The 21,308-nt window shown below is 72.1% G+C and carries 13 protein-coding genes; 3 read left to right on the top strand and 10 right to left on the bottom strand.

The window, feature by feature from the left end:
- Window positions 1-77: 77 nt before the first annotated feature.
- Both JAO81_RS13745 and JAO81_RS13740 read left to right on the top strand, forming a co-directional pair.
- Entirely contained in the window at window positions 78-965 is an 888-nt protein-coding gene (locus JAO81_RS13745; protein WP_199548113.1) for a hypothetical protein, read from the top strand.
- A 93-nt stretch (window positions 966-1,058) separates the two neighbouring features.
- On the top strand, window positions 1,059-2,615 hold the full coding sequence (locus JAO81_RS13740; RefSeq protein WP_199548112.1) for an ankyrin repeat domain-containing protein: 1,557 nt from the start codon (window positions 1,059-1,061) through the stop codon (window positions 2,613-2,615).
- A gap of 256 nt (window positions 2,616-2,871) precedes the next feature.
- Here the strand turns inward: JAO81_RS13740 and JAO81_RS13735 are convergent, their stop codons facing one another.
- The 7 genes from JAO81_RS13735 to JAO81_RS13705 all read right to left on the bottom strand — a co-directional run bounded on the left by JAO81_RS13735 (window position 2,872) and on the right by JAO81_RS13705 (window position 13,722).
- Complete coding sequence (locus tag JAO81_RS13735; RefSeq protein ID WP_199548111.1) at window positions 2,872-4,035, bottom strand: FHA domain-containing protein; 1,164 nt, start codon at window positions 4,033-4,035, stop codon at window positions 2,872-2,874.
- Between the two features lie 152 nt (window positions 4,036-4,187).
- Complete coding sequence (locus tag JAO81_RS13730) at window positions 4,188-5,525, bottom strand: VWA domain-containing protein (RefSeq protein WP_199548110.1); 1,338 nt, start codon at window positions 5,523-5,525, stop codon at window positions 4,188-4,190.
- 124 nt (window positions 5,526-5,649) lie between these two features.
- Window positions 5,650-6,957 carry a PP2C family serine/threonine-protein phosphatase gene (locus JAO81_RS13725; protein WP_199548133.1) on the bottom strand — a complete coding sequence of 436 codons (1,308 nt, stop codon included), beginning with the start codon at window positions 6,955-6,957 and terminating at the stop codon, window positions 5,650-5,652.
- Window positions 6,958-6,970: 13 nt separating this feature from the next.
- On the bottom strand, window positions 6,971-9,682 hold the full coding sequence (locus JAO81_RS13720) for a serine/threonine-protein kinase (RefSeq protein ID WP_199548109.1): 2,712 nt from the start codon (window positions 9,680-9,682) through the stop codon (window positions 6,971-6,973).
- Window positions 9,683-9,684: 2 nt separating this feature from the next.
- The gene (locus JAO81_RS13715) at window positions 9,685-11,079 is read right to left on the bottom strand and encodes a hypothetical protein (RefSeq protein WP_233415325.1); all 1,395 of its coding nucleotides are present in this window, start codon (window positions 11,077-11,079) and stop codon (window positions 9,685-9,687) included.
- Between the two features lie 79 nt (window positions 11,080-11,158).
- Complete coding sequence (locus JAO81_RS13710) at window positions 11,159-12,250, bottom strand: glutamate ABC transporter substrate-binding protein (RefSeq protein ID WP_374194288.1); 1,092 nt, start codon at window positions 12,248-12,250, stop codon at window positions 11,159-11,161.
- A gap of 17 nt (window positions 12,251-12,267) precedes the next feature.
- A complete protein-coding gene (locus JAO81_RS13705; RefSeq protein ID WP_199548108.1) occupies window positions 12,268-13,722 on the bottom strand; it encodes a hypothetical protein in 1,455 nt (484 codons plus the stop codon).
- 401 nt (window positions 13,723-14,123) lie between these two features.
- Here JAO81_RS13705 and JAO81_RS13700 point away from each other — a divergent pair, with 401 nt between their 5' ends.
- Window positions 14,124-17,837, top strand: coding sequence for a S8 family peptidase (locus JAO81_RS13700; RefSeq protein WP_199548107.1), 3,714 nt, complete (start codon window positions 14,124-14,126; stop codon window positions 17,835-17,837).
- A 162-nt stretch (window positions 17,838-17,999) separates the two neighbouring features.
- Here the strand turns inward: JAO81_RS13700 and JAO81_RS13695 are convergent, their stop codons facing one another.
- The 3 genes from JAO81_RS13695 to JAO81_RS13685 all read right to left on the bottom strand — a co-directional run bounded on the left by JAO81_RS13695 (window position 18,000) and on the right by JAO81_RS13685 (window position 21,308).
- Window positions 18,000-18,821, bottom strand: coding sequence for an NAD(P)H-binding protein (locus tag JAO81_RS13695; protein ID WP_199548106.1), 822 nt, complete (start codon window positions 18,819-18,821; stop codon window positions 18,000-18,002).
- A gap of 205 nt (window positions 18,822-19,026) precedes the next feature.
- The gene (locus JAO81_RS13690) at window positions 19,027-20,052 is read right to left on the bottom strand and encodes an N-acetylglucosamine kinase (RefSeq protein WP_199548105.1); all 1,026 of its coding nucleotides are present in this window, start codon (window positions 20,050-20,052) and stop codon (window positions 19,027-19,029) included.
- Complete coding sequence (locus JAO81_RS13685) at window positions 20,043-21,308, bottom strand: 6-phospho-beta-glucosidase (protein WP_199548104.1); 1,266 nt, start codon at window positions 21,306-21,308, stop codon at window positions 20,043-20,045. Before JAO81_RS13685 ends, JAO81_RS13690 begins: the two co-directional genes overlap by 10 nt.

Raw genomic sequence — 21,308 nt, 5'->3', positions numbered from 1 at the left:
CCGGCCTGATCCGAAAGACACGCCCTAGGGGCGGCGCGACTTACAGTGGGAAGCGACCTACGCGAGGGGGTGCGGGCGTGGCGAACGGCGGACCCGTGGAGCACGGCTACCCGCATCTGGAGACGGTGCGCTCGGCGATCACCGCGCTCTACAAGCGGCTCTCCTACGACACCGTGCACTCCTTCGACACCAGCGTCGCCCCGGCCGACGTGGCCTTCTGCGATATCGACGATCTCCATCTGGGCGCCCAGCGGGTGGCCCGCGTCATGGTGCAGCATCTGCGGCTGCCGGACGCCCGGATGATCGTGTCCTTCCGCGAGATGGAGCATGCGGCCAATGTCGAACTGGCCGCGGGACCCGAGTACTTCATCGAGCTCAACGACCGCTTCCGCACCCACCGCCGCGACATCGGCGCCGCGCTCGCGCACGAGGCGATGCACGTCTACCTGCACCGACTCGGCCTCTCCTTCCCCGGCACCCGCGACAACGAGATCCTCACCGACACCGCGACGACCTATCTCGGCGCGGGCTGGCTGCTGCTCGACGCCTTCCGCGAGGACGGCACCAGTTCGCAGAAGCTCGGCTATCTCACGCCCGAGGAGTTCGGGTACGTGCTGGCCAAGCGGGCGCTCGCGTTCGGTGAGGACCCGGCGATCTGGTTCACCAGCCCGCAGGCGTACACGGCGTATACGAAGGGTCTGCAGCTGGCCCGCCAGGACGAGCGGCAGCCGCCGCTGACGGCGCCCGGCGGGGCGGGGCGCAGGCGCTACGCCAAGGACCGGCGCTACGCCCAGGACCACGGTCCGGGCGGGGCGTGCGGCGGACCGTACGCCTTCGACGCCGGGAGCCCGCTGCGGGTCTCGTTCCCCTGCCCGACCTGCCGGCAGCGGATCAGGGTGCCGGTGCGCGGCCGGGTGCGGGCGCGCTGCACGCTGTGCGGATCGGTCCTGGAATGCGACACGTGAGCCCGGGAAGCCCGCGCACCGGCACGTGATCTTGAGAACAGGGGCGGAAAAACTTTGCGTCCGGCCGCCTTCCCGGGTGAAGGTAGTCGAACCATGCAGAACCCTCACGCCCCGGACCAAACCACCGAATCGGCCCTCTTCTCCGCGGTGTTCGACGGAGACGAGAACGCCGCGGTACGTCTGCTGCGCGCCGGCGCCGATCCCGGCGCGGTCGACGAGGACGGCGAGAGCCTGCTGTATCTGGCGGCGATGAACAACCGGCCCGGCCTCGTACGGCTGCTGCTCGCCGCGGGCGCCGACCCCGCCCGGCTGAGCGCGGGCGCGGATCTGCCGCTGTGCGGTGCGGCCTGCGCGGGGCATCACGAGGTCGTACGGGCGCTGCTCGCCGCGGGCGCCGAGCCGGACCAGGTGGAGGAGGGCGGGTTCACCGCGCTCGCCTGGGCCGGCCAGCTCGGCCCCGCCGACCCCGCCGAGGCCCTGCTCGCGGCCGGCGCGGACCCCGGGCGGCCCGGGCCCGACGGGCTGCCGCCGCTGGTCTCGGCGGTACGGCGCGGCTCGTTCGGGACCGTACGGGCGCTGCTCTTCCATGGCGCGCGGCCCACGCACGAGGCGCTGACCGAGGCGCGGCGGTGGCTGGCCACGGACATCGAGGCCGAGCTGAGGCGTGAGGTGGCCGCCGGTGCCGATCCGGCCGCTGTGGTCGTGCGCCGCATTCCCGAGTACGCGGGGGTCACGGTGAGCGTGGAGGTGCTGCGGCCCGAGGGCGGCGGCCACGGGCGCGAGCAGCAGACGGGGCACGGCGCGATAGCGACCGTCCTGGAGCACGAGCTCGGGGTGCGCGCGCCGTTCGGTGAACTCCTCGACCGCGCTCTGCCGTTCGCGGACCCCGGCAACGAGAACTGGCGCGAGGCCGCGAGCGAACTGGCGTCGCGCGGCGACGAGGTGACCTACCGGACGGCGGCCGCCCTCAGCCGCGACGCGTCCGCGCTGCGGCGGGCGTTCGGGGCGGAGGTGCTCGGCCGGCTCGCGCACACAGCGCCGGCCTTCGCGGGGCGGGTGCTGCCGCTCCTTGTGAGCGCCGCGGAGCGGGTGCGGGCGGACGGGACCGGGGGCGGGATCGGGGGCGGGCCCATGGTGGACGGGACCGGGGGCGGGTCCACGGTGCTCGCGCGCACCCTCGTGCGCGCCCTGAGCGAGCCGGGCGACACGTCCGCCCTGCCCGCCGTGCTCCCCTGCGGGGGCCAGGGGCCCGCGGGGGTCCGGCCCGCCGCGCCGGCCGCGCTGCCCCCGCTCGCCCCCGACCCCGACGAGTCGGCGGTGCGGACTCTGGCCCATCTGGCGAACGACCCCGACCCGGTGGTCCGCAACCGGGCGGCCATCGCGCTGTCCTGGTGCGCCGGCGACTCCATGGAGGTACGCGAGAGCCTGGCCGCGCTCCTGGCGGACCACGATCCCGCGACGGTCGCCGAGGCGGCGCGCGGTCTGGCCCGGCGAGGCGACCCTCGCGCGGTCGACGCGCTCGCACGGCTGCTGACGCACGAGGAGCCGGGCAGCGCCGCGTACGCCACGGCGACGGAGGCGGTCGACGAGGTCGGGGACGAGCGGGCGCGGGCTGTGCTGCGGGGGACGTTCCCCCGGCTGGGGACCTGAAGCGGCCGAGGGCCTGTCGTGTGGATCACGCCTAGGGCGTCTCTTTCGGATCTTGCCGGGGGCGCGGGGTCTGGCACGCGCATCTGCCGCGTTGTCGTCGGTCTCCCCCAAGCTCTCGGCTTCGCTCGAGCAGGGAGGTGCCCCCACCGCTCCGCGTCGACTCCCTCCTCCGCCTTGCAGCTGCACGCACCAGACCCCGCTTCGGTATCCGCACAGGGCGTCGCTCCCGTGGCCGGCAAGATCCAAAAGAGACGCCCTAGCCCCGGCGCAGCGTGATCGTCGTCCAGGCGCCCACGTGGACGCGGTCGCCGTCCTGGAGCGGGACCGGGACGAACGGCTGAATCGGTTCCTCGCCGCCGTTGACCGTCGTGCCGTTGGTCGAGTTCTGGTCGACCACCGCCCAGCCGCCGTCCGGCTGCTGGACCAGGACCGCGTGCTGGTGCGAGACGCCCGGATCCTCCGGCGGGACCGAGAGGTCGATGTCCGGGATCTCGCCCGTGGAGTGGCGGCGGCGGCCGATGGTGATCTGGTTGCCGGTGAGTCTGCGCTCCTGCTCCGGGGAGTACGCGGGCAGGTTGAGGCTCGCCGCCTCGGGACCGCTGCGGTGCATCATCGCCATGAAGTAGTCGCGGTCCGGACCGATCACCGCCATCCAGCCGGCCGGGGCCTGCTGCTGCGGCGCCGGGTAGCCACCGCCGGCCAGCGGGTGCTGGACCGGAGGCGCGGTCTGCTGGGACGGCGGGGGCAGCATCCAGTCGTCGTCGCCCTGGGTGCCCATGGGCGCACCAGGGCCGGGCGGCGGAGGGCCGGGCTGCTGATAGCCCTGCGCGGGCGGCGGAGGCGGCGGGCCGCCCATCGGTCCGTTGGGCGGCGCCCCCTGGCCGTGCGGTCCCTGCGGCCCGTGCGGTCCGTTCGGGCCGGAGCCGGGACCGCCGAACGGGCTGCCCTGACCCGGACCGCCCATGGGCCCGGAGTGGTCCGGGTGCAGGGGCTCGGCCGGACGGTTCATCTGCGAGGGGCGCGAGCTGGTGTACTCCCCGCCGTGCTGCGGCTGCTGCGCCTGGAACCCCGGCGGCAGATTGATGCCGGGCACGGGCTGGCGCGGGGCCGCGGGGGTGTACGAGGTCGCGGTGTTGGTGAGGAAGTTCCAGCGGCATTCCTCGCAGTACGGCTCGTTCGCCTCACGCGGGGTCTGGCACTGGGGGCACAGCTGCGGCGGGGCGGCCGGCTGCGGAGCACCGTAACCACCCTCCTGCGGGTAGCCGTAGCCACCTTGCTGGCCCTGCTGCGGGTAGCCGTAACCGGCTCCCGGGGGCGGGGGGACGGCGCCGTGGGGCGCGCTCGCACCGGTCATGCGGTGGCCGCAGACCTCGCACCAGTCGTCGGAACCCGACTGGTGTCCGTTCGGGCAGGTCGGCATGTCGGCGCTTCCCCCTCTCCTTCTACGGCGCTGGGGCCGCTCAGTCAGTACCTTCCGGTACGTTCGGTACTCGGCGCGTCACTCAGGGCATACCGCGGGGCGTGCCCAAGAGCCTTACCGTCACGGCCCGTTGCCATGCCGTCGCGCTGTGTTCACTTCTTGACGCGAACCGTCTTGGTCGACCGGGTTTCGAGAGTCATCTCGTCGGCGTCCTCGACCTTCGCCTTCAATCGCACAGTACCTGTCGCGGCATCCTCGACGTCGACCACCTTCGCAAGCAGTTTCGCAGTGTCCTCGTTCCCGGAGGCCGCCGCGAGCTGAACTGCCCTGCCCAGCTTGGCTGTTGCACCATCCATGTCGCCGGCCTTGCGCGCCTCGAGACCCTGCTGGATGACCTGGGCCAGCTCGGCCTGCCCGGTGTAGTGGGCCACCTGCGGGTTGATCGACGTGGACGCCGCCATGTCGTCGGTCCATACGGCGCGTACGAGGCCCTGCGACAGCGTCTGGACGCTGCCGTCGGCCCCCGGCACCACCAGGGAGACCCGGGCGGCCAGCATCTCCTGGCCCAGATCGGCGTTCGGCACCTGAACACAGACGTGATAGTCCCGGGACTCGTCGCCCCAGGAGCCGGTCGGGTAGTCGCCGGCCCGCGGACCCGCCTCGGTGCGCCGGCTGGTCAACTCCTCGACGGTCGGCGCGACTTGCTTCACGAACTTGATCTCCGTGCCCACCGGCGTCCACAGCCGGAGCGCCACGTCGGCGACCTCCTTGCCCATGGCCGCCTCCATCATCTGAGTGAAGTCGGCGGCGAGCCCGGCCGGGTCGGCGACGATGTCGGCGGTCCCGAGCAGCGCCGAGGCGATCGCGGTGACCTCCTTGACCTCCCAGTCCGTCCCCACGCCGCGGGCGTCACAGGTGTAGCGGCCCGCGCAGGCGTCGAGTGCGGCCCTCAGGTCCTCGGGCGACTCGTGCTCGTTGCGTCCGTCGGTGAGCAGGATCCCGTGCCGTATGGAGACATCGGCCGAGGCGAGCAGCCGGTCCGCCAGCTTCAGCCACGTGCCGATCGCCGTACCGCCGCCGGCGCTCAGCTTGCGCAGCGCCTGCTTGGCCTGGTCGCGGGTGGTCGCATCGGCCACGGCGAGCTGGCCGCCGCCCGGGTAGACCTCCTTGGCCACATGCGTACCGCCGATGATCGCGAAGTGCACCCCGTCGCGCAGGGTGTCGACCGCCGCGGCCGTGGCGTCGCGGGCATTGCGCATCTTGGTCGGCGGATAGCCCACCGCCCCCGGGCAGCCCCCCATGACCGCCACCGCGGCGCCGGGCGTGCTGCCCGCCGCGTACGCGCGCCCCGCCGTGCCCCCGACGGTCCCGCCGCCGGTCGAGGTCACGGTGACGATCGCGTTGACTTCACGACCGCCCTCGGGCAGGTACTCGTTCTGATAGACGTCCACCGAGAACTGCGGAACGTTCGACTTCGAGAAATTCGCCATGCTGGTGTGCTCCCCCCTCAGCAGCGCCGTGCCGTCCCTGCCCGTCGCGAGCAGGGCTGGGTGGCACTTTGTGCTGATGTAACCGAGTTGTGTGGGTATCGCGCCCCCGGCGTGATGCCCCGTCTCAGGCCGATCCTGCCCCTTGCGGTGCAAGGGAGAACGGCAGTACCGCCACTGTTACGTTGTCGTGGCCCCCGCCGTCCAGAGCGTGACCGACCAGGACCTGCGCGCAGTGCAGCGGACGCTCGGCCGCATCGGCCGGTACGACGGCGGCCATCTCGGCCGCGCCCTCCGCGTAATTCCACAGTCCGTCGGTGCACACCACCACTACACCCGCACGGTCCGGCTTGAAGGAAGCGGTGTGCGGCTCCAGTTCGTACGCGTCGGCGCCGAGCCAGCCGGTGATGGCGTGAGCGCGCTCGTCCGCGTACGCCTCCGCCTCGTTCATCAGACCCGCGGCCACCATCTGCGCGGCCCAGGAGTCGTCCTCGGTGAGCCGGGCCGCGGGGGAGGTGCGGTCCTCGGGCACCCAGTACACGCGGGAGTCCCCGACCCAGCCGACGACGAGCAGCCCGCCGGCGATCACTGAACCGACGATGGTGCAGGCCGGGGCGTTCTGATGGCGGTGCGGGTCGTGCTCGCGGGCGTGTGTGGGGTCCTGCGCAAGGGAGTTGACCGCGTCGTACGCCGCGATGATCGCGTCGTGCATGGCCTGCTGCGGGTGGGTGCCGCGCGGCAGCGAGGCGAGCAGCGACTCGTTGGCGGCCTGCGAGGCGGCGGCCGAGGCCTCGTCGGGCCGGGTCGCCGAGGACACCCCGTCGCAGACGATCGCGACGACCGCGGGCGAACCGTCGGGCAGCGCGGTCGCGGAGACGGCGAACGCGTCCTCGTTGCGGTGATGGCGCAGACCCCGGTCGCTGACCGCCGCGACGGCGTCCAACTCCCGTTCCATGTGGTCGCGTTCGCGCGGCTGTGCGTGGCCGCAGTGCTCGCAGTAGCCGTCCTGGTCGACCGTGCCCGTACGGCAGGCGACGCAGAGCTTGGTACCGGCCGGGGGAGTGGGCGCGACCGTACGCGGGTCGGGTGCCTGCAGCGCGTACTCGTCCTGGCCCGGCCGGTGGTCGAACCGCACCTCGCCGGTCAGGTCGCCGCCCGAGGAGTCGGTGCCGCGCAGCTCACCCGGGTGGGAGGTGTCCGTGCTGACGTCCGGGGCCTCGGGCCACTCGACCGGTCCCGCAGGCTCCTCGGCGGGCGAACCGCCGTGTGCGGACGCCCCGTTGATGGCGATCGTCGGGTGGTCCCCGGCGGTGGCCGGCTCGGGGGCGGCCGACAGATCGAACCCGCACGCGCCGCAGTAGAGGTCGCCGGTCTCCAGCGGCTCCTCGCAGCTCGGGCACGACGACATCTCTGCCCCCTCGGTCAGCTGGCGCATCTGCGACATCAATTCACACCCACGTCCGGGGGCGGAAACGGTTGGCCCGCTCCACCAGTTCGATCCTCTCGTCACCGCGCTGTGCCAGCCGGGCCAGCATCCGGTACGAGCGTTCCAGGCCGAACCTGAGGCCCCGCTCGTCCAGGGTGCTGCCGAGCAGCAGGGATCCCGACGACTGCGCGGTCCCCTGCGGTGGCGCGGCACCGCGGCTACCGGAGAGTACCCAGTCGAGCGCGGTACCCAGGACCTCGGCCGACAACTGCTCGCGGCGTACGGCGTCGAGCCCGAACTGCTGCAGCGCCTCGACCTGTCCCGCGGCCGCGGTCAGATCGTCGAGCAGCGGCTCGTGCACCGCCTGGTCCCGGAGCCGGGCCCGTACGGCCGCGACCCGCGCCGCCGTGTAGTGAATGGATGCCTCCGGTACGGACTCCAGGGTACGCACCGCACCGCGCCGGTCCCCGGCGGCCAGCTGAACCCGGGCGAGCCCGAAGGCCGTGCTCACATAGCTGGGATCCGTGGTCCATACGAGGCGGTAGTACTCGGCCGCGTTGTCGAGCTGGTCGAGGACCTCCGCGCAGACGCCGAGCGCCAGCTTGGGGGCGGGTTCGCCCGGGAACGCGTCGTAGATCGCGTCGAAGGACAGCGCCGCCGTCTCGAAGTCGCCGGTGGTGAGCGACACCACACCGCGGTACCAGACCACGCGCCAGTCGTCGGCGTGCGCCCGTTCCAGGTTCTCCAGGAGCTGGGTGGCGGGTGCCTGTTCGTTCATCTCCAGGAGCGCGCGCAGCTCGCGCAGGCGCAGTTCCAGGGAGGTGGCCGGTGCCGCGTGCAGGGCCGTGATCAGTTCGGCCGGAGCCGCTGCCATCAGGCCCGCGAGGAAGCCCGCGTTGGGGTCGCCCGGGTCGACCCGCGGTACGGGGAGCGCCAGGGCGGTCGCGGCGTGCGCGAGCGGCTTGACGAACGAGTCGCGCGACGCGGGGGCGGGCAGGGTGGAGGGCGGCGGGGCGCCGGGCGCCGAGGCGTACTGGGGCGGTACGGGCACGGGCCCGTTCGGGGACAGGGGCGCGGGCTGCGAGGGGATCGCGGGCATCGCGCCCGGGCCGGGCGCCGCCGCCGAACCGTTGGCGGCCGGTCCCGGGCCTTCCCCGAGCTCCCGGCTCCGCTCGAGCAGGGGAGACCTCACTGCCGAGCCCAGCGCGGGCGTTCCGTTGCGCCGTGCCTTGCGGCCCACCGGCTCGGGCCGCGCCCCCAGCCTGGAGACCTCGCCGTCCCGCTCGCGGAACAACTCGGTGTCCGTGACGCGCACTTCGGACCCGAACAGCGTGGACAGGGCGGGCCGCGGCCGGCCCGTCTGCAGCGCCACGACCTCGCGCAGCACACCCGTCAGCTGCTCGGCCATCTCCTGCGCCGAGGAGAACCGGCGGGCCGGGTCGGGGTCCGTGGCCCGTACGAGGAGCCGGTAGAAGGACTCGTACTTGCGGAAGACCTCGATGTTGTCCGGGTCGGGCAGCGAGTCCACGAAGACGTTCGTATAGCCCTGGAAGTCGAAGGTCAGGACCGCGAGCGTACGCGCCACCGTGTACAGGTCGGAGGCGACCGACGGGCCGACCTCGGCGACCTCGGGTGCCTGGTAGCCGACCGTGCCGTAGATCGCCGACTCGTCGTCGTCCATCCGCCGGACCGCGCCCATGTCGATCAGCTTGAGCTGGTCCTCGGTCTGGATCGCGTTGTCGACCTTGAAGTCGCAGTAGAGCAGATTGCGGCTGTGCAGATGCCCGAGGGCCTCGAGCGCCTCGATGCCGAACGCGCAGGCCTGCTCGACCGGCAGCGGATCGCGCTTGCCCTGGGGTGTGCGCCGCTCGTTGGCGATCTCCTTGAGCGACTTGCCGCCCACGTACTCCATGACGATGTAGCCGTCGAGGGAGCCGGTGCGCTGGTCGAGATGCTCGACGAAGTTGTAGATGCGGACGATGTTGGAGTGCTCGATCTCGGCCAGGAAGCGCCGCTCCGAGATCGCGGCCTCCATCGCGTCCTGGTCGCCGGTGTCGAGCAGGCCCTTGAGGACCACCCAGCGGTCGGAGACCGCGCGGTCGACCGCGAGATAGACCCAGCCGAGTCCGCCGTGCGCGAGACAGCCGACCACCTCGTACTGGCCGTGCACGATGTTGCCCGCCTCCAGCTTCGGCACGAAGGAGTACGGGTGGCCGCACTTGGTGCAGAAGCCCTCCGTACGTCCCGGCCGCTCACCGCGCGCGCGGCCCACCGGGGCGCCGCAGTCGGAGCGGCTGCAGAATCGCTTCCTCTCCGGAACCTCCGGGTTGTCCTGCACCATCGCGCGCGGATCGGGCCGCGGCACCTGCGGGACCGTGACCAGACCGACGCCCAGCCGGCCGCGCCCCGAGGAACCGCCCGTCGCACCGGTCGACCGTACGGAGACGCTGCGGGTCGACGAACTGCCGCGGGACAGGCTGCGCGAGAGCCGGCCCGAGACCGAACGGCGCGACTGCGAAGAACGCGAGGAGCGGGACGACGAACGGCTGGAGGAGCGCGAACTGGACGAGGAGCTGCTGCCCTTGCCGCCCCCGGTGATCCCGGTCGGCGGCGAGGACACCATGCCGTTCGGCGAGACGACAGGGGCGAGCCCGCACATGTCGCAGTACAGCTCGCCGCCGCCCATGTCCTCGTACGAGCCGGTGCAGTTCGGCCGCTGGCACTTGGTATCCACGGTCAGTCCCCCTTACGGTCGTCCGGCTTGGGTGTGTGGGTATCCCGGGGTTCCCGGGGGCTCCTATTCGTCACCCCCGGCGCCCCCGGCGCCCCCGGCGGCTGTCCCTGGTGCGGCACGCGCGGTGCGATCACCTCGGCCGCCGCGTGCTGATAGCGCAGCACCGCCTGCTCGGCCACGCGCAGATCGCAGGGCGCGCTCCACAGCATCCGGCGCGCGGCGTCATAGCGCTCGATGAGCAGCGGGTCCTCGGCGGCTCCGTGCCGGGCCACCTTCGCGCGGTAGGCGTCGAGCCGGCCGCGCAGCTCGGCGCGCACGGCGAGCGGCTGGGTCACTTTCTCCAACGACTCGCGGGCGCGCAGGAGTTCGGTCTCGGCCCTCTGCTCCAGGGATTCGAGCAGTGGCGAGAGCCGGTGCCACTGGGCGCTTCTGCGGTACTCGGCGGCGGTCGCCAGCTGCTCCTGCAGCACGGTGGGCGGTCCGCTGACCGCCGGCACCTCCGATGCGGCGATCTTCGCGAGCACCTCGCCGCGGGCGGCGCGCGCCTCGGCGAGCGTACGGTCGGCGCGCGAGAGCAGATCGCGCAGCTTGCCGAGCCTCAGCTCCGCGTCCTGGCGTACGCCGAGCACCGCGTCGATCTCGCGGCGCACGTCCTCGAGGGCGCGGGCCTCGCGGTCGTAGCGCTCGGTGTCGGGTCTGCCGCCGCCGGGCGCCGATGAGCCGGGCGTGGGCCGCCAGAACGTCAGCGGGTCGGAGATCACCTGGGCGCGCAGCGCCGTCAACTCCCTTGTGATCCGGTCGAGATCGTCGCCCGCCGGGTGCTCGCCCGGGCGTACGCCCACGGCCTTGCCGAGCTCGCGGGTGCGGGCCAGCTCGGCGGCGAGCATGTCGATACGGGCGGGCAGCGCGGACCAGACCGCGTCGGCGGCGACGACCATGTCGAGCGAGGAGGCGTAGAGACCGTTCATCCGCTCCACGAGCGCGCACAGGGTGACCTGCTGGGAGAGCCTGGCCGGCCCGGTCAGCGAAGCGGGCGCCCCGGTGGCCGGGGCGCCCCCTGCGAGGGTGACGGACTCGCCGCGCAGCAGCTCGGTGAGCTCCGCCAGCTCCTCACGGCTCGGCCAGCGCCGGCGGGCGCGCAGCTCGCGGGCGCTGGTGAGCGCGTCGGTGTACGCGTCGAAGTACGCCCACAGACGGGTGATCTCCTGCTCCGCGGCGGCCCAGCGCTCCTTGGTGGTGCCGGTCAGTTCGGCACCTTCGAGGAGTCTGCGCCCCGCGTGGTCCTGCAGCGCGAGCAGTGAGGTCTCGATCGCCTCGTGCTCGGCGCCGAGACGTGCCAGCGCACGGTCCACCTCGTCCCGGTCCATGACGGGACCGGCGGCTCCCGTGACGCCCATCCGTGTGTCGCCTTTCTGCTGTGCCGGTGTGGCCGGCCCGTCTGTGTTCCGTTCCGCCTCTGCCCGGTCACATGCCCTGTCAGTCGCTGTAGTTGGGGGCCGGGGGCTTGGCCTTGGCGTCGGGGTCTCCCAGCGGGACCGCGAGCCACTTGGCGTACGACTTCTTCCAGCCGGCGGGGTCCTTGCGCCACTGGTCGAGTTCGTGGTTGACCCGGCGCACCAGGTCCTCCGCCTTCGGGTCCTTGCTCATCGCGATGCCGTAGTACTCGGTGGCCAGCGGGTCGCCCTTCAGCTCGACCGTCGGATCCTGCGCGGCCTGGCCCGCGGCGAGCGCGCTGTCCGTGACCACGCCGTCCACCTCACCGAGCTGAAGCCTTACCAGGCAGTCGAGTTGGTTGGGGACCACGAGAGGTGTATCGGCACCGTAGTCCTTGTCCTCAAGTGCTCCCTGGGCGGTGGATCCCGCGGCGACGCAGAGCTTCTTGTTCTCGAGCGAGGCGTCGAAGCCGGTGATCTTCGAGTTGTCCGGGGCGAGGACCTGCTGCCCCGTGGCGAAGTACGCGGTGGAGAAGGCCACATCGGCCTTGCGCTTGCAGCTGATGGTCATGGTGCGCACGATCATGTCCACCTGGCCCGACTTGATCATCGGGATGCGCTGGTTGGTGGGGACGGCGCGGAAGACGATGTTGACCTTCTCGTCGCCGCTGTCGTCCGTGTACGTGCCGAAGATGGCCTTCGCGATCGCGGTGGCCAGATCGATGTCGAAGCCTTCCAGGTTCCCGTTGTTGGGGTTGCGGTAGCCCCACAGGTAGCTGTTCTGGTCGATGCCGACGACCAGCTTGTTCTTGGGCTTGTCCGTACGGCCCCGGATCTCCTCGATCTTCGGGCCGTCGTCGATGTCGCGGGCCCTCAGGCTCGCATCCGGCTGGGCTTCGTCACACGCCGGTGCCGCGGGGGCGAGCGCCTGCCGGGCGTCCGCGACACCCTGGCTCCCCGTACCGGAGGGCGCCTCGCTCACGTGGTGCAGCGGCAGCAGCGCGAAGGCCGCGGTCAGTACACACGCGAGCGCCATGGCGGCCACCCCGCCCCAGCCCCGCAGCCGGGAGAGCGGTCCTGCCACGGCCATCGCCCGGATACGGGCCGCATACCTCTGGCGGTCTGTAGCGCTCATGATCTCGTCGCCCCCTCTCACCGGTACTCCGACAGCCTGCGCCCGATACCGAGCACGGCACCCGTCGCTCCGAGCACCGCGAGCACGGCGGCGCCGACCGGCAGTCCGGTCATCGCGCCGCGGCCGTCCTCGGCGGCGCTCCTGAAGTCCTGCTGCTCATGCGCGATGGCCTTGTCGAGTGACTTGTCGGCGAGGTCGAAGCAGTCACCGGTGGCCTTGCTCTGGTCCCCGTTCTCACCGATCACACCGGCCAGCGCGGCATCGTAATTGCCCTGGTTGTCCAGGGTGCGGGCGGCCGTGTGGCGCTTCTTCCACTCGGTCACCGCGAACACGGTCCTGTCCACAGGAGCGTCGCCGGCCTCGTCCTCGGAGAGCTTCCAGGCCGCACCGAGGGTGCCCTTCGTCTTGTCGCCGAGGGCCGCCATCTGCTTTTGGAACTCCACGTCGTAGAAGTCCTCGCCGGCCTTGGGCTTTCCTTCGGGCACCGTCACGGCACCGCGGGAGACCAGGGTCAGGTTCTCGCTGCTGCGCGCCTGCAGGATGGAGATCCGCGCGTCGTTGAGCGCGTTGAGCGAGCGCACCCCGTCGTCGTACGACCCGGACAGACCGCTGTAGGCGAAGGTGTGCCCGACCGCGAGCCACAGGAGCACCACCGTGCCGGCCGCGGTGGCGACCACCATGCCGTGGTTGAACACCCGGTTCGTGCGGCGGTAGTTGCGCCGCTGCGCCCACACCAGACCGCCGATCGCGACCACGCCGAGCGCGATCGCCCCCCAGGGATATGCCTTGGCGTCCGCGTAATCCGCGTTGAGCTGCTTCTTCTCCGCCTCGTAGAGATCCTCGGCGGCGGGCAGCATCTCGTTCTGCATCAGGTCATTGGCATTGCGCAGATACGCGCCGCCCAGCGGCAGGCCCTGGCGGTTGTACGTGCGGGCCGACTCGATGCGTTCGGCGAACTCGGGCAGCAGCTTGTTCAACTTCTCGATGTAGCGGGCGGACTGGCCCGAACCACGGCTGGCCCCCGCCGCCGTGCTCAGCTTCTCCGCCGCCATGTCCAGATCCGCCTGATAGCGCTGGCGCAGCTTCGGCGACTCCTCGTTCGCCGCCAGGAACCCGCTCGCCGCCGCCGTGTTGGCATCGGCGAGCGACCGGTAGATGGCGGCCGCGTCGGAGGACAGCGGCGCACTGCGGTGCAGCACGTCATCCGCGGCCGAGGACCGCTCGGCCATCTGCCAGGCCGTCACCGCGCCGAACGCGATCACCAGGACCGCGATCACGGCCCCGATGATCCGCAGCCGGCCCGGCTCCGTGGTCGACGCGCTGCGCAGCCGGTCGGTCAACTCGGCTCGCGCACTGCGCCGTTCCGGCATCACCGCAGGTCCCGGCGGTGGCGCGCCCTGGGGCGGCACGGCGGGCAGCGTGGGCGCGGCCGGGCTCGGCGGCGCCGCGCTGCCGTTCGGCAGGTATGTCACGCTTGACCTCCCCCTTGGTCATCCGTGGTCTTCCACGCGCAAGTATGGCCGCAGGGACTGGCATCCGCGCCATCGTTTACACGATCTTGTTCGAATCGGTGGAGAGCTGTGCACCAAGTCGGCTGAGAGCTGTGTATCAGGCGCAGCCCGAAGTGGCGCACCGGCCCCCGCCATTAATACGCCGCGAGGATGTGTTCGGTTCCCTCGGGGGCCCTGCGAATGCCCCTGAAGCGCTCCCGTGCGGGAGTTCCTGTCCCGGACGCGAAAGTTCCTGTCCCGGACGGCACAAATGTGCCATGGCAGATAGTCGCCACTCCCGACTCTGGCGCAACTCCCGCCCCAGCCGCACCAATGGACCCCGAGGCCGGATGCGAAGGCCACGGCGCGTGTGAGGGGTCGGGATGGCAAGACGGACACGTTACGCGGGGGCGGTGGCGGCCATAGCCGTCGCGCTGCTCGCGACCGGGCTGCCCCAGGCGGGGGCGGCACCGGGCGGCGAAGGGGCCGCGGTGAACCCGCGGGACTTCCTGCCGCCCGCCACCAAGACGGTGACGCTTCTGAGCGGCGACAAGGTGTCGCTCACGGGGAGCGGTGAGGGGCTCCAGGTCACGGCGGTGAAGCCGGGCGAGGGGCGGGAGCACATCGCGTTCTCACGGGCGCGGATCGAGGGGCACGAGTACGTCATCCCCGTGGACGCGACCGACGCGCTGGCCCAAGGGCGCCTCGACCGGGCGCTGTTCGACGTCACCGCGCTCGCCGCCGACGGGTACGACGACGCCTCGCGTACGACGATTCCGCTGATCGCGACGGAGCGGACCGCGCTGGCGGGCGCGGCCCGCAAGGCCGAGTTCGGCGGGCTCGGTCTGACCGCCCGTACGGTCAAGAAGTCCGAAGCCGCCGCCGTATGGAGGGACTTCGTCAAGGAGGCGGCCGGCAGGAGCCGCGGCGCCGAGGCCGCCAAGCTGTGGCTGGATGCCAAGGTCGAGGCGAGCCTCGACAGGAGCGTGCCGATGACCGGTGCGCCCGAGGCCTGGAAGAGCGGCCTCGACGGCAAGGGCGTGCAGGTCGCCGTGCTCGACTCGGGCGCCGATGCCACGCATCCGGACCTCCGCGAACGGGTCGTCGCCCAGAAGGACTTCACCTGGGACGAGAGCCCCGAGGACTTCAACGGCCACGGCACGCATGTCGCCTCGACCGTAGCGGGCGGCGGCCAGGCCTCCGGCGGCCGCTACAAGGGCGTCGCGCCGGGCGCCGAACTGATCAACGGCAAGGTGCTCGACGGCGGCGGCAGCGGATACATCTCCTGGATCCTCGACGGCATGCAGTGGGCCAAGGACCAGGGCGCCGACATCGTGTCCATGTCCCTCGGTTCCGACGTGCCGAGCGACGGCACCGATCCGCTGTCCCAGGCGGTCGAGCGACTGAGCGCCGACGGCGGACCGCTGTTCGTGATCGCCGCGGGCAACGCGGGCAAGCCCGGCACCATCGGCTCACCGGGCGCCGCGCCGAGCGCCCTGACGGTCGGCTCGATCACCAAGCAGGGCGGGATGTCGGAGTTCTCCTCCCAGGGCCCCTCGCTGATCGACGCCGGCGTGAAGCCCGAGATCACCGCGCCCGGCAGCGAGATCCTGGCCGCGCGCGCCAAGGGCACCCACGAGGACGCCTCCGGCAACGACGGCTACGTCACCCTGAGCGGTACGTCGATGGCCACCCCGCATGTCGCGGGCGCCGCGGCCATCCTCAAGCAGAAGCACCCCGAATGGGACGCGCAGCAGCTGAAGGCGGCGCTCGTCGGCAGCGCGGACGCGGTGCGCGAGGCCTCCGTGTACGAGCAGGGCGCGGGCAGTGTGGACATCCCGGACGCGCTCGACGCGCGCGTCACGGCGTCCCCGGCCGCCGTCTCCGCGAACCTCCAGGGGTCTGACGCGCAGGACGTCACGCGGGAGGTGACGTACCGCAACTCCGGTACGAGGGACGTCCGTCTGAGCGTGGACGTCGACGGCCGGGCACCCGTGAGTCTCGCCGAGCGCCGGGTGACCGTGCCCGCCGGCGGCAGCGCGAAGGTCGCGGTCCGTATCGACGCCGACCGCGCCGGGAGCGGCACGCACAGCGCCTGGATCACCGCGCGCGGCAGCGACGGCAGCCGGGTGCGCACCCCCGTCGGCGTCCAGGCCGAGCCCGACAGCGCGACCCTGACGCTCGCGCCGGGGGGCCTGCGCGACGGTGTGAGCCGTACGTACACCCACGTGGTGTGGCAGAACGAGAAGACCGGCGCCTCCGACATCGTGGGCTTCACCACCGGCAGCGAGCAGGTCACGCTGCCCAAGGGCAGCTATCGGCTGCTCGCGGACGTCTGGGAGTACCGCAACGCCGGCAACGGCGAGACCACCGCCATGTCCACCGTCACGCTCGCCGAGCACGTGAAGCTCGACGGGGACAAGGCGGTCACCGTCGACGTCTCGGACGCGAAGCCGGTGGACCTCGGCGTCGACGACCCCAAGGCGCAGGTGGTGCCGGGCGGTTCCACGCAGGGTCTGGTGTCCGACACCGGCACGGGTCCCACGGGACTGCTCACGCCGATCTTCGACGGCCAGTTCAAGGCGTACACCGTGCAGAGCGCGCGGATGGACGGCCTGACGTACTTCGCGGGCGGCACCTGGGCGGAGCCGCTGCTTCGCGCCACGACCCTCGGTGACAAGCCGCTGAACATCCGCGTCAACCCGTACTTCTACGCCCGTATCGACTGGGACGTCGAGGGCGAGGTCGCGGACGCCGGCACGGGCAAGGACCTCACCGGGCTCGAACTCGCGGACAAGATCGTGCTGTTCACGCCGGAACGCGAGGCGCCCGGCGCCGAACGCACCCGCCGCTACCAGGCGATCATGGCCGAGAAGCCGGCCGCGGTGATCTTCTCCGGTACGTGGATCGACGCCGAGGAGGGCGAGAACCTCCTGGTCACGCAGGAGCCCGGACCGACCCTGCTGCGGGAGCGGCTCGCGGACGGACCGGTGCGGATGGAGATCGTCGGCAAGCGCAACGCCGACGACGTCTACTTCACCTTCCACCACTGGGAGGACGGGGTGCCGGGCGGCGCGCGGTGGACGGACCGCAAGGCGGACCTCGCCTCCGTCGCGCACAGCCAGCGCACCACCGGGTACCCCAACGACCCCAAGGGTGTGTACGGCTGGGTGACGTACGAGGGTGTCGTGCTCGCGCAGCAGCAGACGGTCGTGCGGGCGCCGCACCGGTTCACCGGGCACTACACACCCGGACTGCCCTGGACGACGGCGACCTTCGAGTACGCCAGTGACGAGGCGGGTGCGCTCGGGGCCCAGTACTCCGCGCCGACCGTGTACAAGGCGGGGAGCAAGGGCGCCGACAACTGGCTGTCCGGGCCGTTCGGGCCCGCGCTCGGGGTGACCACCCTCGAAGGCCGTACGCCCGTCGCGCGTGACCGGGACAGGCTGCGGGTGGACGTGCCGATGTTCTCGGACGCGGCCGGACACCGCAGCGAGTCGCCGGCCGTGATCGACTCCGGCAGCACCGAACTGCGGGACTCCGACGGCGACTTGGTCGGCCGCAACGGCTACGGCGGGCGCGGCCTGTTCGACCTGCCGGCCAGGTCGGACCGGTACACGCTGACCGCGACGGCCGAGCGGGACGACCCCTCGTGGTTCCTCGGCACGAAGGTCAGCGACACCTGGACGTTCCGGTCGGGGCGCACGGCCTCGTCGCGGGCGGTGCCGCTGCTCGACGTGCGGTACGACATGTCCGCCATGGACGGGGACAACTCCTTCGCCGCCGAGCGGCCGTTCGGGTTCGGGGTGTCCTTCCCGTACCAGGCGGGGTCGCGCGGGGCGCCGGTCAACCGGGTCACCGTGGAGTACTCCACGGACGACGGCGCGACCTGGTCGCCCGCCGCCGTCTCCCGCGCCCGCGGCGGCGCCTGGGACGTCGAGGTCCCGGGTCTGGCCCCGTCGCGTGTGTCGCTGCGCGTGACGGGCACGGCTTCGGACGGCACGTCCGTCACGGAGACGGTCACGCGGGCGTTCAAGGTGGGCTGCCCCGATGACTGGTGCTCCTACGCGCCGCCGTGGCCGGGCTGGAACGACTAGGGAAGCGGACGGGCGAGGGGTGCCTCCCGGAATCCGGGGGGCACCCCTCGCTTTCATGCCTTCTCAGGAGCGTCGGTTCGCGTCCTCAGGTACGGAACGCGTCCTCAGGCGCGGGAACGCGTCCGCAGGCACGGCTCGCGTCCTCAGTCACCGTTCGCGTCCTCAGGCGCGGAACGCGTCCGCGTGCTCCGCCGCCCACTCGGTGAACGTCCGGGCCGGGCGGCCCGTGACCCGCTGCACGACGTCGGTCACCGTCCGCCCCTCTTCGGGCGTGTCCCCGTACACCATCACCAGGAACTCGATCGTCTCCGCCGGCAGTCCCTGCGCGGCCCACTGCTCCCGCGCCTGCGCCTCGCTCAGCTCCACCAGTTCGATGGCGCGCCCACGGGCCGCCGCGAGGGCCGACACCTTGTCCTGGAGGGTGAGGACCTGCGGCCCGGTGACCACATACGACTGTCCGGCGTGCCCGGGCGAGACCAGCGCCTCGGCCGCCACCGCGCCGATGTCCGCCTCGTGCACCATCGCGCTGAGCCGGTCGACGAACGGTTCGCGGACCTCGTCGGCCGTGCGGATGGCGTCCGCCCACTCCAGGGCGTTGGACATGAACTCGACCGGCATCACCACCGTCCAGTCGATGCCGGACGCCTTGACCGTGTCCTCCAGCGGGGTCGGACCTCCGCCGTGCAGCACGGTGATCCGCCGTACCCCCGCCTTCTCGGCGAGCGCCACGATCTGCGGGCCGGTCTCCAGGGGTGCGAACGTGGCGCCGCCGAAGGTGATCAGGTGCACCCCGGTGACGCCCTCGAAGGCCGGGGCCAGACTGTCCGGGTCGGTGAGATCGCCCCGAACGACCTCGACACCCTCCGGAAAGGACGTCCGCGCCGGGTCACGGGTCAGAGCGCGTACCCGCACACCCTTCGCCAGCAGCTGCTCGACGATCCGACGGCCTACGGAACCGCTTGCGCCTGCGACCAGAAAGGTCATGGTTCGAGCTCCTTCGTTCGGTTGATGAGACCACCGTAGAACCCATTGCGGACACCTTCTGTCCTAGTTCGGGCGGCTGAAGGAGATGAATTCGGACCGGTTCGAGGGACCGCATCGAGGGACCGCTTCGAGGGATCGCATCGAGAGGTATTTCGAGGGTCCGTGTCGGGCCGCTGCGACGCGGCTCGAGCACGGACCCTCTCGCTCAATCCGTCGATACGGATTGGGGCACAGGCGCCGCCGCGGCGGGCCTGGAGCCGGGGCCTTCGTAGAACTGCCGTACCCGGGCCGCCACTTCGGCCGGCGCTCTCAGCTGATCAAGGCCGAGGAGCGCAGCCCCCAACACGGGCCGGGCGGTGACCACATGGGCCTGTGCCAGCGGGGCCGCCGCGGCCAGGCGTTCGCGGATCCCCGTGTCCAGGAGGGGATGCCGGGCCGCCAGCACGCTCCCGCCCAGGACTACGGGCGCCGGTGTCGACAGCAGGTCGAGGCGGCGCAGGGCCACCGTCACCATCGCGAGGACCTCGTCGGCCAGATGGTCCACGATCGACCGGGCCACCGCATCGCCCGCCGCCGCCGTGGCGAAGAGCACCGGCGTCAGCTCATGGCGGCGCGCCATCGGGATCCGGTCCAGATGCAGCGCCTCGATCAGCGCGTACATCGTGGGAAGGCCGAAGTGCCCGGGCAGGGTGCGGGCCAGGTCCGTCGGGTCGCCCCGGCCGTCCTCGGCGCGCGCCGCGAACCACAGGGCCTCCTCCGCGAGGCCCCAACCGCCGCCCCAGTCACCGGAGATACGGCCGATCGCGGGGAAGCGGGCGGTGCGCCCGTCGGGGGTCATGCCGACGCAGTTCATGCCCGCGCCGCAGACCACCGCCACGCCGAGGGGCGTGTCCACGCCGGCCCGCAGGATCGCGAAGGTGTCGTTGCGGACCAGTGCCGCACCACCCCAGCCGCGGGCGGCGACGGCAGCGGTCAACTCCCGTTCCTCGACCGGGAGATCGGCGTTCGCCAGGCAGGCGGACACCAGTGACACCGATGTCACGCCGGCCTCGTCCAGGGCCTTGGTGACCGGCACGGACAGGGCGTCCATCGCGGCCCCTACGCCCACCCGGGGCGGCTGGAACCCTCCGCCGCGGGCGGTCCCGAGGACCGTGCCGTCCTCGCCGACCACCGCGACATCGGTCTTGCTGTTGCCCGCGTCGATGGCGAGCACACTTGCCGTCAGGCCCACGCGAGATGCTCCCGGTTGTGTGCGATCAGGCGGTCCGTGAGGCCTTCGGCCGCGTCGTACTGGCCGATGAGGGGATGGGCGAGGAGCGCCTTGAAGACCCGGTCGCGGCCGCCGTGCAGGGCTGCCTGAAGGGCCAGGTCCTCGTACGCGGTGACATGCGAGATCAGGCCCGAGTACAGCGGGTCGAGCGCGGGCACCGCGAGCGGTGTCGCGCCGTCGCGGCCCACCTGCGCCTGCACCTCGATCACCGCGTCGTCCGGCAGGAAGGGCAGCGTCCCGTTGTTGTACGTGTTGACCACTTGGTGCGGCGATCCGCCGCCGCCGAGCAGCGAGGCCGCGAGGTCCACGGCCGCCTCCGAGTAGTACGCGCCGCCGCGCTTGGCGAGCAGCTCGGGCTTCTCGTCGAGCGCCGGGTCGCCGTACATGGCCAGCAACTGCCGTTCCATCTCCGCGACTTCGGCCGCCCGGGACGGCTTGGTGCCCAGCTCCCGTACGACCTCGTCGTGTGCGTAGAAGTAGCGCAGGTAGTACGAGGGCACGACGCCGAGGCGGTCGAGGACCGAGCGCGGCAGCTTCAGCATGTCCGCGAGCTCGTCGCCGCCCTCGGCCAGGATCTTCGGCAGCACGTTCTCGCCCTCGGGGCCCCCGATGCGTACACCGAACTCCCAGGTGAGGTGGTTCAGCCCCACGTGGTCCAGATGGACTTGGGAGGGTGTGACGCCGAGCGCCGAGGCCCAGCGGCGCTGGAAGCCGATGGCCACATTGCACAGCCCGACCGCCTTGTGCCCGGCCTGCAGCAAGGCGCGGGTCACGATCCCCACCGGGTTGGTGAAGTCGATGATCCAGGCGTCCGGATTGGTGCGGCGGACGCGTTCGGCGATGTCGAGCACCACCGGCACGGTCCGCAGAGCCTTCGCCAGGCCGCCCGCGCCCGTGGTCTCCTGGCCGACGCAGCCGCATTCCAGCGGCCAGGTCTCGTCCTGATTGCGGGCCGCCTGCCCGCCGACGCGCAGCTGGAGCAGCACCGCGTCGGCGCCCTCGACTCCCGCGTCCAGGTCGGAGGTGGTGACGATCCGGCCGGGATGGCCCACCTTGGCGAAGATGCGGCGGGCCAGGCCCCCGACCAGCTCCAGACGCTCGGCCGCCGGATCGACGAGCACGAGCTCCTCGATCGGCAGGACCTCTCTCAACCGGGCGAATCCATCGATGAGTTCGGGGGTGTACGTGGAGCCGCCCCCCACTACTGCGAGCTTCAC

This window comes from Streptomyces sp. N35 (assembly GCF_016464295.1).
Lineage (GTDB): Bacteria > Actinomycetota > Actinomycetes > Streptomycetales > Streptomycetaceae > Streptomyces.
This window is presented reverse-complemented; position numbering and strand designations above follow the sequence as displayed.

What these genes read in the sequence shown, in the direction of transcription:
- JAO81_RS13725 (WP_199548133.1), bottom strand. Translation starts at nt 6,957, where the DNA reads ATGCGCCAGCTGACCGAGGGGGCAGAGATGTCGTCGTGCCCGAGCTGC.
- JAO81_RS13715 (WP_233415325.1), bottom strand. Translation starts at nt 11,079, where the DNA reads ATGGGCGTCACGGGAGCCGCCGGTCCCGTCATGGACCGGGACGAGGTG.
- JAO81_RS13740 (WP_199548112.1), top strand. Translation starts at nt 1,059, where the DNA reads ATGCAGAACCCTCACGCCCCGGACCAAACCACCGAATCGGCCCTCTTC.
- JAO81_RS13735 (WP_199548111.1), bottom strand. Translation starts at nt 4,035, where the DNA reads ATGCCGACCTGCCCGAACGGACACCAGTCGGGTTCCGACGACTGGTGC.
- JAO81_RS13695 (WP_199548106.1), bottom strand. Translation starts at nt 18,821, where the DNA reads ATGACCTTTCTGGTCGCAGGCGCAAGCGGTTCCGTAGGCCGTCGGATC.
- JAO81_RS13710 (WP_374194288.1), bottom strand. Translation starts at nt 12,250, where the DNA reads ATGAGCGCTACAGACCGCCAGAGGTATGCGGCCCGTATCCGGGCGATG.
- JAO81_RS13730 (WP_199548110.1), bottom strand. Translation starts at nt 5,525, where the DNA reads ATGGCGAATTTCTCGAAGTCGAACGTTCCGCAGTTCTCGGTGGACGTC.
- JAO81_RS13700 (WP_199548107.1), top strand. Translation starts at nt 14,124, where the DNA reads ATGGCAAGACGGACACGTTACGCGGGGGCGGTGGCGGCCATAGCCGTC.